Source organism: Glycomyces sp. MUSA5-2 (assembly GCF_037034145.1).
GTDB lineage: Bacteria > Actinomycetota > Actinomycetes > Mycobacteriales > Micromonosporaceae > Glycomyces > Glycomyces artemisiae.
Genome location: NZ_JBAGKG010000001.1, coordinates 929456 through 943374, shown reverse-complemented (window position 1 = coordinate 943374; position 13919 = coordinate 929456). Strand labels below are relative to the sequence as shown.

Here is a 13919-nt window from a genome sequence, read left to right as displayed (position 1 = left end):
GAGCCTCCGCGGACCCGCCGCGCCGCTGCGGAGGGGCCGCCCCCGCACACGAGACTAACCCTGCATGTCCTCGTCGCCGGACACCACCCGGAGGTGACGCCGGGCACCGAATTGCGGAGTCGCGGACCGGAAGCCCTGGCGCGGAGCCGGATCGGCCTCGGCGAGGCGGCGGCTTGCGAGCGTCGCGGCGTCGTCGGGCTCGCCCGGGTCCTCGTGGCGCTCGCCGACCGCGGCCTCGCGCACGGCGTTGGCCAGGGCGACCAGGTCGTCGTCGGTGGGCATGGGCACGGCGTAGTCGCCCTGGTGCCTGACGAGCTCCCAGCCGTGGGGCACGGTGAGGCGCCGGGCGTGCGCATCACACAGGTCGTAGCTGTGGGGCTCCCGCGCCGTCGAGAGCGGGCCGACCACAGCCGTCGAATCCGAGTAGATATATGTCAAAGTGGCCACCGCAGGCTGGCGGCAGCCGTTCCGGGAGCAACGCCGATCCGACCTCACCCCACGAAACTACCACTCGCGGTGTCGAAGTCGGTGTTGCTGACCAGTGGCCGCGGATCGATTCGCGGCGCGGGGTCTCTCGGGGGCCCGTTTCGTCCGACCCGGACGCTAAGGTGGCCCCATGCGCAGAGATCGACACGGACGGGGGATGCGGGGCCCGCTGGCGCCCGGGGCCCTGCCGCTGCGGCGCACCCCGGTGGAGGAGTTCGACGCGCTGGTCATGGAGTCGGTGGTCGCGATCGAGCGGCGGCTCGCGGAGACGCTGGGCGGCAAGTTCACCGACCTGCGCCACATCGAGTTCGCGGTGGACGAGGTGCCGCCGGAGCCGCAGTCGTACGACGCGGACATCGTCGAGGACCGCGGCGTGCCGCTCTCGAAGCTCTACCCGTCGCAGCCCGGCACCGCGGCGGCCTCGCCGCGGATCGTCCTCTACCGCAGGCCGATCGAGCTGCGCGGCGAGAGCAAGGCCGACACGGAGTCGCTGGTGCGCTCGGTCCTGGTGGAGCAGCTCGCGTCCCTGCTGAACCTCCCGCCGGAGGACCTGGAGTTCTGAGCGGTGCTCGCGCCTTGTTCGAACGGGAATGTCGGACCTGCGGCATACACTGAAAACAAGGGGTCCCCCGGGCGGACAAATCGGGAATGTCCCGTTTCACCTGTTGCCGGGAACGGCGAAGGGACGGAATCGTTCGACTCCGTCCCCTCATCCGCTCGTCGGGATGTCCCTTACGCCGCCACCGGCACGCGGGGTTCGGGCGCGGGCTCCGTTGCCCGCGGTGCGGCCGGCTCGCCTCGGCGAGGTCCGACCAGTTCGTCCATCAGCGCCTCGCTGCGGCAGCCGCCCATCAGGACCGGCTCCGCGTGCGGAGCCTCGGCCGTGAAGGCGAACTCCGCGGCGAGCGCGGGGTTGATCATCGGGGTCGGCAGGCACACCACCACCGGCAGCCGCTCGTGGCGGCGCCGCGCCGCCTCCCGGGCCTGGCGTTTGATCTTGCGGCGCTCCCGCTCCGAGAGCCCGCCCCAGATGCCGAACCGCTCGTCGTGGTCGAGTGCGTACTGCAGACAGTTCTCTTTGACCTCGCACCGCGCGCAGATGCGTTTCGCATCCCGCGTGGAGCCCCCCTTTTCGGGGAAGAACGCCTCCGGGTCGGTCTGCGCGCACAGCGCGCGAACCTGCCACTCCGGAACGTTACCCAACAGGTCGGCCAAGTAGTCACGGCCGTCCATATACGTCCGCCTCCTCGTTCGCGCACCGGAAATCCGGTGCTCCCCCCTTGCAATCACTTGCACGGCACCGGAATGCGGACTTGAGGCGTGCACGCGTCCCCTCCCCTGAAACGCGTACGGCCCTGCGGCGGGCGCGCCGGTCGCCCGCTGGTGGTCAAGTCCTGCAATAAGTCCGATGCCCCGCGGGCGGCCTGAAGATGGGGCCGCGCCGCCTGACTCATCTCTATGGACGATGAGTGCTCATCGCTATTCGATAACGGTTCGATATCAGACGATAGCGCACAGTGATCCGAACGATGGAAGGACCCCTCAGACTCACGCTTGCGGGGGACCTTACTTGACAGCCTCCGCAGTGGAGGTTCGCTCGCCTTTTCCGGCCTTCTGTGCGAATGCGAGGCCGATGGCGGCCAGCACGAGCCACACGACGTCCAGCAGCAGCCGTTCGACCGCCGCGCGGGTGTCGATGAAGACCTGTCCTTCCTTCGCCAGTTGCCCGGCCTCGTCGAATCCGTACCGTGCCGCTGTCAACGCCAGCAGCACTCCGATAACGATGTAGGCGGCGTAGACGAGACGGGTCGATCGTGCGATCACCCGTCCGGGTCTCGTCGGCGGCGCGACGAGCGCCGCCAGCAGCGGCAGCGCGACGGGCAGGATCGAGAAGAGCGTGCCGCGGGCCTCGTCGGTGAAGCCGATTCCGGCGGCGCGGCTCATGGTGTCGTCCCGCGGGTCGACCCCGGCCCCGAACAGCCACTGCGACAACGCGACGAGGATGACGACGACGGCGCAGGCGAGGAGGACGGCGGCGAGGGCGGTGCGCGTGCGCGGCGCGAGCTGCAAGGGCCCCATCAGACGAGGTCGTTCCGCTGCGACTGCTTCAACTCCTCCACGAGTCCCTTCACTTCCTGCGCGCGGTCCCTGGGGCACACCAGGAGCGCGTCCGGCGTGTCCACGATGATGAGGTCGTCGACGCCGACCGTGGCGACGAGGCGCCCCGAAGCCGGGACGACGACGTTCCGCTTCGACTCGGTCAGCAGCGCCCGACCGGAGCCGCGCGGCTCGACGACGACGTTGCCGACCTTGTCGGCGGCCTTGAGGACCTGGCCGAGCGTGTTGTAGTCGCCCACGTCGTGCCAGTCGAAGTCGCCGGGGACGACGCCGACGCGCCCGGCCGCCGCGGCCGGCTCCATGACGGCGTAGTCGATCGAGATCTTCTCCAGCGTCGGCCACAGCTGCGAGAACAGGGCCTCGCGGCCGGTGGAGTCCCAGGCCTTCGCGAGGGTCCGCACGGCCTCGTGCAGGGCCGGGCGGTGGCGGGCCAGCTCGGCGAGGAACACGTCGACGCGCCACACGAACATCCCGGCGTTCCACAGGTAGTTCCCCGAGGAGACGTACTCGACCGCGGAGACCTGGTCGGGCTTCTCCACGAACGCTTCGAGCTGGTACCCGGGCCCGACGGGCGCGCCGATGCGCAGGTAGCCCATGCCGGTGTCCGGACCCGTCGGGTTGATGCCGATGGTCATGAGCAGGCCGGTCCCGGCCAGCTCCATGGCCCGCTCGACGGTCTTGGCGAACGCCTCGCCGTCGGGCACGAGGTGGTCGGCGGCGAACGCGCCCATGACCGCGGTCGGCTCGCGCTCGGCGATGACGGCCGCGGCGAGGCTGATCGCGGCGGCCGAGTCCCTGGGGGAGGGCTCGACGAGGATGTTGTCCCCGGGCACGTCGGGGAGCTGGCGGGCCACGTCGACCGCGTGCGCGGCCCCGGTGACGACGTAGACGTGGTCGGGCCGCGACAGCAGCCGCACCCGCTCCACGGTCGATTGGAGCAGCGACGAGTCCGTGCCGGTCAGCGGCAGCAGGAACTTGGGTCGTTGCGCGCGAGACAGGGGCCAGAGCCGGGTTCCGGAACCGCCTGCGGGGACCACCGCGTGAAGCATGCCAATAGTCTTGCACGCCCCTCCCACGTGCCCGTTCACCCCCGCGGCGCCCGCCGCGGGGTGACGCGGGCGTTGCGGCCGGGTGAAGGATCGGGCAACGTCCCCCGTCCACGGGCGGGGATATCGTTTGCCGGTGGTGCGGGCGCCGTGCAGACTGGTCCCCGCACCGATCGCAGAGGAGCCCGCATGCCCATCCGCTTCGACGAAGCCGCCCGCACCTGGCACCTGTCGGGGGCCGGCCTGTCCTACGTCGTCGGCCTCGGCGACGGACTGCCCCGCCAGCTGTACTGGGGGCCCGAGATCCCCGACGGGGCCGTCCCGTCCCTGGTGCGGGAGTGGCGCGAGGCCTACTCGTTCGACGACCGCCTCCACACCGGCGCCGAGCTCCTCGGCGAGCTCGGGCCGCAGTTCGCCACCCCGTCGCTCCAGCTGCGGCACCCGGACGGCGCCAAGGGCTTCGCGTGGAACTACCGCGACCACGCGGTGGACGGCGACGCGCTGGCGATCAGCTTCACCGACCGCGACCTGGTCCTGACGCTGCACTACCGCCTGTGGGACACCGGGGTCCTCGACCGGTGGGCCGCGATCGAGGCGGGCGCGCCGGTCGAGGTCTCGCGCTTCGACTCCGCGGCCTGGACGCTTCCGCACTGGGGCGGCTACCGGCTCTCGCACCTCTCGGGCGAGTGGGCCGGGGAGTGGCAGCTGCGGCGCACCGAGCTGCCCGTCGGCGAGACCGTCCTCGGCTCGCGGCGCGGCAACACCAGCCACCAGGCCAACCCGTGGATCGCCCTCGACGACGGCACCGCCACCGAGACCGCGGGGACGGTGTACTCGGCGAACCTCGCGTGGTCGGGGTCCTGGCGGGTCCAGCTGCGCCGCTCCGCGCAGGGCCGCGTCTCGGTCACCGGCGGCGCCGGGCAGGAGGGGCTGCGCTGGACGCTGCGCGAGGGCGAGACCTGGACGACCCCGGTGTACTCCGGCCTGTTCAGCACCGAGGGCTTCGGCGGGGCCTCGCGGGCCTGGCACGAGCACCTGCGCCGCCACGTGATGCCCACGGCGGACGAGGACGCGCCGGTGCTGTTCAACTCCTGGGAGGCGGTGTTCTTCGAGGTCTCCGAGGAGAAGCAGCTGCCGCTGGTGGAGCTGGCCGCGCGCATCGGCTGCGAGCAGTTCGTCGTCGACGACGGCTGGTTCGGGCGGCGCACCACCGACAACGCCGGGCTCGGCGACTGGTGGCACAACCCCGAGCGGTTCCCCGACGGCCTGACGCCGCTCGCCGACGCCGTCCACAAGGCGGGCATGCGGTTCGGCATCTGGGTCGAGCCGGAGATGGTCAACGCGGACTCCGACCTGTACCGCGCCCACCCGGACTGGGTCCTGCACCAGGAGGGCCGCGAGCGGACCGAGCTGCGCCAGCAGATGGTCCTCGACTACGGCCGCCCCGAGGTCGCCGAATGGGCCTTCGGCTGGCTCGACAAGCTCTTGGGCGACAACCCGATCGACTACGTCAAGTGGGACCACAACCGGCCCCTCACCGAGGTCGGCCGCCCCGGCTCCGACGACCCCGACCGCGCCTACTTCGAGCACGTGCGGGCCGTCTACGCCCTCAAGGACCGCCTGCGCCGCGCCCACCCGGGCGTGCGCATCGAGGGTTGCGCCGGGGGCGCTGCCCGCGTCGACCCGGGCATCCTGCGCTACGTCGACCAGGTGTGGACCTCGGACAACACCGACGCGGGGGACCGCGTCAACATCCAGTACGGCTTCAGCCAGGCGTACCCGGCGCGGGCCATGGGCGCGTGGATCACCGACGAGCCCAGCGGCTTCAACCACCGCACCACCTCGCTGCGCTTCCGCTTCCAGGTCGCCAGCGCCGGGGTGCTCGCCGTCGGCGGCGACCTCTCGGAGTGGTCGGAGGCGGAGCTTGACGAGGCCGCTGCGCACATCGCGCTGTACAAGCAGCTGCGGCCGGTCGTGCAGCACGGCGCGCAGTACCGGCTCGGCGACCCGGAGGCGGACGCGCTGACGGGCGTCCAGTACGTCCTCGGCGACCGGATCGCGGTGCTGGCCTTCAAGACCCCGTGGCACTGCAACCGCCCGCTGGCGCCGCTGCGGCCCGCGGGGATTCCGTCCGATTCACGGTGGGTCGACGAGGACACGGGCGAGACCCATTGGGGCGCTGCGCTCAATGCGCTGGGGCTGCCGATGCGGTGGACCCCCGCGGACTGGGATTCCGCTATCATGAGACTGCGGAGAGTGCAATAGGCGATCCTGTTGCCGAATACACACAGGACGATCACGGACAGTGATCGCCCTGGTGTGCATGGTCGAAGTGAGTAGTATCTCTAGATTTACCCCGGTTCCCGAATCGACTCGACTTGCATCGACCCCATAGACTCACCGCAGTTCCGCCCAACTCAAGTACCTGAACAATTGGAGTTCCCTCGTGGCTTACCCGCCTGCCCCGGCGCCCGTCCCTCAGCCCGTCCCCGTGAAGCAGGGCAACGGTTTCGGCGTGACCGCCCTTGTGCTGGGCATCATCGGCCTGGTCTTCGCCGTCATCCCCGTCGTGAACGTCTTCACGGCCATCCCCCTCGGCATCCTCGCCATCATCTTCGGCATCGTCGCCCTGGTCGCCGCCGGCAAGCGCGGCGGCAAGGGCAAGGGCACCGGCGGCACGGGCCTCGTGCTCGGCATCCTCGCCATCGGCGCCGCGATCGCCATGAACGTCCTGGTCTTCAACGCCGTCGGCGACGCCGCGGACGAGATCAAGGAGGACACCATCCAGGACTGCGTCGACTCCGGTGCGGGCACCCGCGAAGAGTGCGAGCAGATCTGGCAGGACGCCGAAGACTCCGTCTACGGCGAGTAGTCCCGCTGAACGCCCAAGGGCCGCAACGCATTCGCGTTGCGGCCCTTGCTGCTTCGTCTAAAACAGCCGGGGCTGGCTCTCGTCCACAGCTCCGCGCAGATCGTCGTAGTCGAGGACGACGCAGCGGATCCCGCGGTCCTCGGCGAGCACCCGCGCCTGCGGTTTGATGGCCTGGGCGGCGAAGACGCCGTCGACGGGGGCCAGCAGCGGGTCGCGGTTGAGCAGCTCCAGGTACCTCGTCAACTGCTCGACGCCGTCGATCTCCCCGCGCCGCTTGATCTCCACGGCCACGTGCTTCCCGTCCGCGTTGCGGCACATGAGGTCCACGGGCCCGATCGCGGTCGGGTACTCCCGCCGCACCAGGCTCCACCCCTTCCCCAGCGGCGCCGTGTCGGCCGCCAGCAGCTCCTGAAGGTGCGCCTCGACCCCGTCCTTCTGCAACCCCGGGTCCACCCCCAGCTCATGACTGGAGTCGTGCAGCACTTCCTCGATCGTGATCTTCAGCTGGTCCCCGGTCTTCTTCGAGGTGACCGTCCACTCCGTCGCCCCCTCGACCACCGCACACGGCGGCGTCATCCAGTTCAACGGCTTGTACGACCCCCCATCCGCATGCACCAGCACACTCCCGTCGGCCTTCCAGATTATCAAACGGACAGCCATCGGCAAATGGGCAGAAAGCCGACCTGTGTAATCAACCTGGCACCGTGCCACCAACAAACGCATGCCGAAGACCCTACCGGTGCCGCAGGGCCGCCTCTGCGACGCCGTGGGTGCCCTGAGACCTGCCCGTGAATAGGAAATGGGCTCAGCCGCGCAGACCAAGCATCTTCACCTGGACGCGGCGCAGTAGACCGATCGCCTCGGCGTCGCTGAACCCGGTGGTGGCTTCCCAGTCCAGCCCGGAGCCGTGAATGTCGCTGCTGAACAGGATTTCGCAGGCGAGCTGGCTCCGTCGGAGATCGGCGGCATCAATGCGGCCGTCGCGACGAACCCGATCTGCTATGTCGGTGCAGCGCTTGGCCATATCGGCCGCATCCGCAAAGCCCACGAATGCAGCCAGGGAGTCGGTGACGTGAGCTGGTCCGCCGCTCTCTTCGAGCGTCCGCGCGAAGAACTCCCGCTCGTCCGCATCGAAACCGAGCGAAATCTGTTGCCCCATGCCCTGCCTCCCGGCCCATCGCAGGCCCAAAGATGGGTCCGCATGTTCATTCATGTCGGACCCAAGCTATAGGTTTCCCGAGCACGCCTCAGACATCGAGGCGGTTGTCGTCTTCGAGTAGTTGGATGGTCTGGTTGTGGGTGCTTCGTCGTGGGATTACCTGGTCGAGCTCGACGGGTCGGTCGAGGCGACGCTCGCCGCGTTGCGGGAGCGGTCCTTCGACTCGGGGGACTGGTACTGGAGGCCGGAGGACGAGCCGCGGAAGGGGCCGAAGCCGCAGAGCCTCACCGAATGGGAGGAGTCGATCTACGGCAACGACTATCCCGGGGCGCACTCGATCGTTGACATGCGGGAGATCGTGCGGAGCATCAAGCTCGACGAGATCGACCAGGGCCAGGTGCTGGAACTGAGCGAGCAGGAGTCGCTTGAGGTCTTCGGTACGGCGAAGCCTTCGGTTGCGGATTGGAAGCGTGCGCTGGAGACAACTCGCGAGATCTGGGACGTAACCGACTGCGATAGTGGGCGCTTTGTGCTGGTGAGCGATGAGTCCGGCAACCAGTGGGTCGCTTTCTGGGGTTCCAGCGGTGGCTGACCTGCCATTCGATTTCGATGGCGACTTGACCGGCCCGAGACTGCTGCCCGGCATGGTTGAGATTGCGGAGTGCTCGCTCGGTTGTCGGCTGCCGGCGGACTATCTGCCAGTGCTGCAGATTCGAAACGGTGGGGCACTTCGGAAGTGCCGGTTCGATACCCCGTTCCCGACTTCATGGGCGGACGATCATTTCGAGGTTCAGGCCCTGCTAGGGAGTGCCGAGAGCACACGGTTCCGAATCCAATCCCCCGCAGAGTTCATTGACGCCTGTGGTGAGCGACTGGAGCCAGCGCGGCTTTGCTGTCGGTGGAGCCAAGTACGGTCGCGAGGTTGTCGGGGTGGTCGGTGACGAGTTCGAGGCTGCGGTCGAAGAGGAATGCGGCCGATCTTTCGGCCGGAGTGTCGGAGGGGCCAGACCTCGCCGAGACGATTCATCTCAGGCGCTCGTGTCGGCGGCGGCCCCATCGGCCTTCAGCATGATGAGCCGCGGGGCCATGGGCAGATGAGCGGACAACTGCCCCGTGTAATCGACCGAACGCGCCACAACCAAACGCATGGGGAGCACCCTACCGCCGCCCTCGCGTGTGGACCGGTCGCGCTCGCCTCTCTGAGGCACGGGGGCGGTCGTCAATGGGCCCGACAGGTCGCCAGGGGTCACTCGTACAGGCCGGCAAACCGGCTGTGGACCCAGAGGAAGCGGCCGCGATCGCGGACCCGGCGCAAGCCGGCGAAGTCCGGATCCCGTTGCTCCAGCATCTCGTGCAGGAGACGGATCTCTCCTCGGGTTCGTTCGTCGAACCGCGTGCTCTGATCGAGTTCCATAGCGGTGCCTGAGCGGTCCGCATAGTCCGCGGCATTGGAGGCGAGTTCCTTGGCCGCAGTCGCTGCCAGGCCGATCCCCGCCTCGACCTCCTTCCAGCGGTCGTCCTCCAGTCCGAGCTTGAGGACGCTGGGCACGAATTCCCCGCCCAGCCGGAGCAGACGAGAGGCGAGCACGATCAGCGGCCGCGCCCGGGAGAGCCACTCCTTGTCGATGTCGAGCATGTAGACCCCCTTTGCGGGGTCGCCGTCAAGGACGTGCACCGGCTGGCGAGAGTGCTCGCACCAGAGAATCACTCGGACGCGCTGCTGTGCCAGGCGCTTCAATCCGGAAGGCTGTTTGGCGGGTTCGAGCGTGAAGAGCCGCGGGCCTCGCGCTCCTTCGTCGGCGAACAGACCGAGGTACTGCTGGGCCTGCTCCTCGATCTGGGTCCGCACCTGGGTGGCCAGCAGATTCGATTCCGCGGTGAAGTGGGTTCGCGTCGACGCGGCCTGCGCGTCGATGAGCGCTTCGATTGAGTCGAGCCTGGCGTGAACGGCGGCGGCGACCTCCCCATCCAGCTGTTGGACCGGGTCGGCGATCGCACCGAACTCGCCGATCAGGGCATCGACGGGCACTTGCTCGTAGCATTCGGCGCAGGCGGCCGCGAACCTCCCGTCGGCTTTCAGCCGTTGGAGCCGTGCGAGGTCGAACCGCATCGAGTGCGCTTCGGGGCGGCCTTCGGCTGCGCAGGCGGTATCGCAGGGCACCAGCGTCGCCGGGGAAAGGCCCTTCCAATCGCTCAAGTAGTTGCAGACATCGTTCGCGATCACCTTGCACAGGTACGTGGGGTAGGCGGCCTTGACCGTGACCGTCAGCCGCTCGCCCTCGACGCGCACCAAGGCGCGGCCGTGACCGCCGTCGTCGAGGATCATGCCGGAGGCCCAGTGGACGCCCCGGCCCTGCTCACCGCGTTCGAGCGCGAACCGGTGGAACCACGCGATTAAGCGGAAGACGAGTCCCTCGGGCACCACGCGGCGCCGCCTGGCATCACGGAACTCGATCACATATGACTGCTCCGGCAGCGCCTCGCCGTACTGCTCCCAGTCCGGCAGTTCCGGCTCTACCGAGGGAACGAGCCGGGTGATCAGGCTGGTCGGGCCGTTTCGGGAGTCGCGGATGCGGTAGGCGATCTGGAACTCGTGCATCAAGCGGATCAGCGCCGGGTGGAGGTGCACCGGATAGCGCTCGTGTTCGGGACGGCTCGGATCGCTCCACAAGTGGGCGAGCCGGCTGTGTGAGACCAGGCCGCCGCGGTCCCTCGTCACAGGGTCGTTCAGCGCCAGGCTGACCGCCCGGCTCAGCCAGTCGGCTTGCAGCACCACCAGGTCGCCGAGCCCTTTGATCTCGGGGAAATGGCACCAGTGCCCGAGCTCGGTCGCGACCTGCGCGAGCGCTCGCGCGGAGTCGGCGTCGAGCCCGTGGGCCTTGGCCCGGTCCGAGTACTCGGCGAAGGTCAGGTGGCTCTTTCCGCTCGCGTTCAGCTCCTCCAGGAGCGCCCGCCATCGCGCCGGGAGCCGGCGGTCGACATGCGGGAGCCGTGACGCTGTGGCGGCGAGGGCGTCGGCGAGGCCTGCGACCCCGCGCCCTGTGCTGCTGTCGATCCGGTGGAATCCGGCGATGCAGTCCCCGTGCTCGCGTCGCAGACGGGGTTCGTCGAGATCGCCCAGCTGGTCGTCCGTGTCAGCGTGCGTAGCGACGACGTGGATCCGGACGTCGTCGCCGACGCGCCGCCGCACCAGGTCGATCCAGTACTCCACGGAGCCCTGCGCGGCTCCGACCCGGGGGTTCCACGCGACGACATAGAGTGCAGGAGAGGTGAAGAAGAGCTGGTGGGTGGGGCGGCCGACCGCCTGGCCTCCGAAATCCCAGGCATTGAGCGTCAGCGGCCCGGCGGCGTCGGCGGTGAGGCGGAGCGGCTTGACCTCCAGTCCGTGCGTGAGGGGGCGGTGCTCGACGAACGGCTCTCCGCGCATCGCCGCCAGCAGCGAGGTCTTACCCACCTGGCCCTCGCCGAGGAGGACGAGTTTCGCTTCGCGGACCGCGACGGTGTCGACTGCCAGCTCGCGAAGGAACGCCAGGACAGCGTGGACGCCCTGTGCGCTCGCGGCCTCGATCTCCGGCGGGAAGTCGTTGTCGTCGAGGACGAGTGTGCGGAGTGCGGTCGAGCGGCCGAGCCGCGGAGGGAGGTCGGTCAGCCGGTTGCCGTGGAGGTTGAGGGTGACGAGGTCTTCGAGATCACCGATGGCTTCAGGGATCTGGACCAGGCGGTTGTCGCTGAGATCGAGGTGGGTCAGGTGGCGGAGCCGCAGGACGCTGGCGGGGAACACATCCAGTTCGTTGCCGTAGAGATCGAGGTTGGTGAGAAGTGCGAGGCCGCCGAGGGCGTCCGGCAGTGCGGTCAGTCGGTTCGCGCTGAGGTCGAGATGCGTCAGGGAGTGGAGCCCGCCGAGTGTTCCGGGTATTTCGCGCAGATGGTTGCCGCTGAGGTTGATCCTGGTCAACCCGGTGCATTCCCCGATGGCCTCGGGTATCGAGGCGAGATGGTTGCTCCCCAGATCGATGTCCGTGAGGCTTCTGAGCGCTGCGATCTCGGGAGGGAGCTCGGTGAGACGGTTCCCGTAGAGGTCGAGGAAGTTGAGGCAGGCGAAGTTCTGGATGCACGAGGGGAGGCTTTCGATCTGGTTGCCGCCGAGGACGAGTCGTTCCAACTGCACGAGTCGGCCGAGGGGCTCGGCGACGTCGGTGAGGCGGTTGCTGTGCAGTTGGAGTCGCGACAGGCGCGAGAGGTCGCCGAGTTGTATCGGCAGATCGGTGAGTTCGTTCCCCTGCAAGATGAGGTTGCGCAGGTCGTGGAATTCGCCGATGAACCCGGGAAGTTCGGTGATCCGGTTATAGCCGAGGTCGAGTTTGACCAGACCCGTCAGCAACCGGATCCGCTGAGGGACCTCGGAGAGCCCGAGGCCGGAGAGATTGAGGCTCCTTTCGTCCCGCTTCAGTGCGAGATCGATTCGGCGTTCGGCTTCTCGCAAGATGGACGACACGGCGCGTCTCCTTTGTCGCTGAGCGGGACGAAGGTGATTCTAATTCCGGCCCGCAGCATGGTGGGCGACCCAAGCCTCTGCCCGACCTTCCGATCCTGGAGGGGCTAGGCGGGGATTTGGTGCGGTTGAGGCGGGTGTCGGGGGGTGTTCTTAGTATCGAGAAAGGTTGACAAGGAGGGCGTGCGATGACTCGGTATTTGATCTCGTTCGATGACGGGGCGATGGTGGTTCCGGACGGGGAGTGGGGAGCGGTCGGGGCTGCTGCGCATGCGGTGGTCGCGGAGGCGAAGCGGGCCGGGGTGTTCGTTACCGGGGGCGGGGTGGTGCAGGGGGCGACGGTCGTCGGGGTCGACGGGGCGGTTGCCGAGGTGCCGCTGCCGGAGGCGAAGGCCGTGGTCGGGGGGTTCGTGATCGTGGACGTGGGGTCGCTGGAGGAGGCGCAGGGGTGGGCCGCGAAGTGGGCGGTGGCGTGCCGGTGCGCGCAGGAGGTCAGGGCGCTCATGGACGATCCGGAGATGTAAGCGGCTCAACGGAATGCGCTTTACGGCGGTGCGCTCATTCGGGAGCATTGGTGCGTGGATTTCGTTATTCGGGATTATGCGGCCGACGATGAGGCCGAGTGGCTTCGGTGCCGGGTGCTCGCATTCTTGGGGACTTCCTATTTCGATTCGGTGGAGCGGGGGAAGCCTGCCATTCCGGAGCCCGGGTTCTCGCTCGTCGCCGTGTCGGGCGGGGCGGTCGTCGGCTTGATGGACGTCGAGGTCGACGGGACCGAGGCGACCATCGAGAGTGTTGCGGTGCATCCCGATCGGCGGTCCGAGGGGATCGCGAGAACGTTGTTGGAGAACGCCCTCGGGCGGCTGTCCCGCCTGGGGGTCGAGACGCTCGACGCTTGGACCCGGGACGATGCCGAGGTGCTCGCTTGGTACCGGGCCATGGGGTTCTCCGAGGGCGACCATTACCTGCACGTCTACGCGGACCTGTATGCGGAGCAGGGCGAGCCGGATCGGGCCATCGGGTCCCGGCGGGACGGGCTGCGGCCCGTCAAGGTCTTCCTGCACGCGGCGATGGCGGACGAGGAGCGCCTCCGGGAGCAGTTCTCGCGGGTGCATGTCTGTCGGCGGTTCGCCCGCGCTATTCCGGGACCAGTCGGGTGACGAGGCTGGTGATGAGCGCGTCCGTGCGGGGCTGGTCGAAGAGGTCGGGGAGGGTGAGGCGTTCGAGGATGAGCCAGTTCAGGGCGAGGTAGAGGTGGACGACGGTGTCGGCGTCGCCGGGCATGGCGGTGTCGAGGTGGAAGTCGATGTTGTCCTGGAGGTTGGCACGGATCTGCTCGGTGAGGATCGCGCGGAGCTCGGGGCGGCGGGTGGATTCGAGGCGGAGTTCGAGCATGGCGAGCTGGCCTGAAGGGTAAGCGGTGATGCGGCCGACCATCTCGTGCATGAGGCGGTCGACGGAGGCGCGGGTGCGGGGCAGGGCGAGGGACTCGCCGATGACCTCGGGGCCGGGGTCGAGGCGTTCGAAGACGCGGCGGCCGGCTTGGACGAGGAGCGCGTCGCGGTTGGGGAAGTAGTTCGAGGCGGTGCCGGTGGGGACGCCCGCGCGCTGGTCGACGGCGCGGAACGTGAGCCCGCGCGCGCCCTGGTCGGCGAGGACCTCGATGGCGGCGTCGACCAGGGCGGTGCGGCGTTCGGGGTTCTGGCGCATGGGGTTCCTCGATCCTCGGTTGACACCACTGCGGGT

General features: G+C 68.8%; 13 protein-coding genes and 2 pseudogenes. 6 read left to right on the top strand and 9 right to left on the bottom strand.

All coding sequences use genetic code 11. The annotated features are described in order from the left end of the window. Positions 1–54 precede the first annotated feature (54 nt). Positions 55–495: a DUF3499 family protein gene (locus WA640_RS04470; RefSeq protein ID WP_106366057.1), complete on the bottom strand. Its 441-nt coding sequence runs from the start codon at positions 493–495 to the stop codon at positions 55–57. A 121-nt stretch (positions 496–616) separates the two neighbouring features. Between WA640_RS04470 and WA640_RS04465 the strand changes: the two genes are divergently transcribed. Further along, on the top strand, positions 617–1048 hold the full coding sequence (locus tag WA640_RS04465; protein WP_335986292.1) for a metallopeptidase family protein: 432 nt from the start codon (positions 617–619) through the stop codon (positions 1046–1048). A 419-nt stretch (positions 1049–1467) separates the two neighbouring features. Here the strand turns inward: WA640_RS04465 and WA640_RS04460 are convergent. From WA640_RS04460 to WA640_RS04450, 3 genes and pseudogenes are all read right to left on the bottom strand, one after another. Further along, a pseudogene (locus WA640_RS04460) lies at positions 1468–1719 on the bottom strand (WhiB family transcriptional regulator); the annotation flags it as partial. A 333-nt stretch (positions 1720–2052) separates the two neighbouring features. Then, entirely contained in the window at positions 2053–2556 is a 504-nt protein-coding gene (locus WA640_RS04455) for a hypothetical protein (RefSeq protein WP_335986291.1), read from the bottom strand. 8 nt (positions 2557–2564) lie between these two features. Then, positions 2565–3653, bottom strand: a complete 1089-nt coding sequence (locus WA640_RS04450) for a mannose-1-phosphate guanylyltransferase (protein ID WP_106366060.1) — start codon at positions 3651–3653, stop codon at positions 2565–2567. Positions 3654–3839: 186 nt separating this feature from the next. On the opposite strand from WA640_RS04450, the gene WA640_RS04445 reads away from it, so the two are divergent. Together WA640_RS04445 and WA640_RS04440 are read left to right on the top strand one after the other, a co-directional pair. Beyond that, on the top strand, positions 3840–5915 hold the full coding sequence (locus WA640_RS04445) for an alpha-galactosidase (protein WP_335986290.1): 2076 nt from the start codon (positions 3840–3842) through the stop codon (positions 5913–5915). A gap of 250 nt (positions 5916–6165) precedes the next feature. Then, on the top strand, positions 6166–6522 hold the full coding sequence (locus WA640_RS04440; RefSeq protein ID WP_106366062.1) for a hypothetical protein: 357 nt from the start codon (positions 6166–6168) through the stop codon (positions 6520–6522). Positions 6523–6579: 57 nt separating this feature from the next. Here the strand turns inward: WA640_RS04440 and nucS are convergent, their stop codons facing one another. Further along, complete coding sequence (nucS, locus tag WA640_RS04435) at positions 6580–7245, bottom strand: endonuclease NucS (protein ID WP_106366175.1); 666 nt, start codon at positions 7243–7245, stop codon at positions 6580–6582. Positions 7246–7327: 82 nt separating this feature from the next. Further along, complete coding sequence (locus tag WA640_RS04430) at positions 7328–7681, bottom strand: hypothetical protein (RefSeq protein ID WP_335986289.1); 354 nt, start codon at positions 7679–7681, stop codon at positions 7328–7330. A gap of 136 nt (positions 7682–7817) precedes the next feature. On the opposite strand from WA640_RS04430, the gene WA640_RS04425 reads away from it, so the two are divergent. Further along, complete coding sequence (locus WA640_RS04425; protein WP_335986288.1) at positions 7818–8273, top strand: hypothetical protein; 456 nt, start codon at positions 7818–7820, stop codon at positions 8271–8273. 451 nt (positions 8274–8724) lie between these two features. On the opposite strand, the pseudogene WA640_RS28775 reads toward WA640_RS04425, so the two are convergent. Together WA640_RS28775 and WA640_RS04420 are read right to left on the bottom strand one after the other, a co-directional pair. Next, positions 8725–8829, bottom strand: a pseudogene (locus tag WA640_RS28775) (endonuclease NucS); the annotation flags it as partial. A 98-nt stretch (positions 8830–8927) separates the two neighbouring features. After that, the gene (locus WA640_RS04420; protein ID WP_335986287.1) at positions 8928–12176 is read right to left on the bottom strand and encodes a leucine-rich repeat domain-containing protein; all 3249 of its coding nucleotides are present in this window, start codon (positions 12174–12176) and stop codon (positions 8928–8930) included. A gap of 185 nt (positions 12177–12361) precedes the next feature. On the opposite strand from WA640_RS04420, the gene WA640_RS04415 reads away from it, so the two are divergent. Further along, positions 12362–12697: a YciI family protein gene (locus WA640_RS04415; protein WP_335986285.1), complete on the top strand. Its 336-nt coding sequence runs from the start codon at positions 12362–12364 to the stop codon at positions 12695–12697. Positions 12698–12751: 54 nt separating this feature from the next. Continuing rightward, on the top strand, positions 12752–13333 hold the full coding sequence (locus WA640_RS04410) for a GNAT family N-acetyltransferase (protein WP_335986283.1): 582 nt from the start codon (positions 12752–12754) through the stop codon (positions 13331–13333). On the opposite strand, the gene WA640_RS04405 is transcribed toward WA640_RS04410, so the two are convergent. After that, the gene (locus tag WA640_RS04405; RefSeq protein ID WP_335986282.1) at positions 13311–13883 is read right to left on the bottom strand and encodes a TetR/AcrR family transcriptional regulator; all 573 of its coding nucleotides are present in this window, start codon (positions 13881–13883) and stop codon (positions 13311–13313) included. The two genes, WA640_RS04410 and WA640_RS04405, sit on opposite strands and share 23 nt — an antisense overlap. Between the last annotated feature and the right edge of the window lie 36 nt (positions 13884–13919).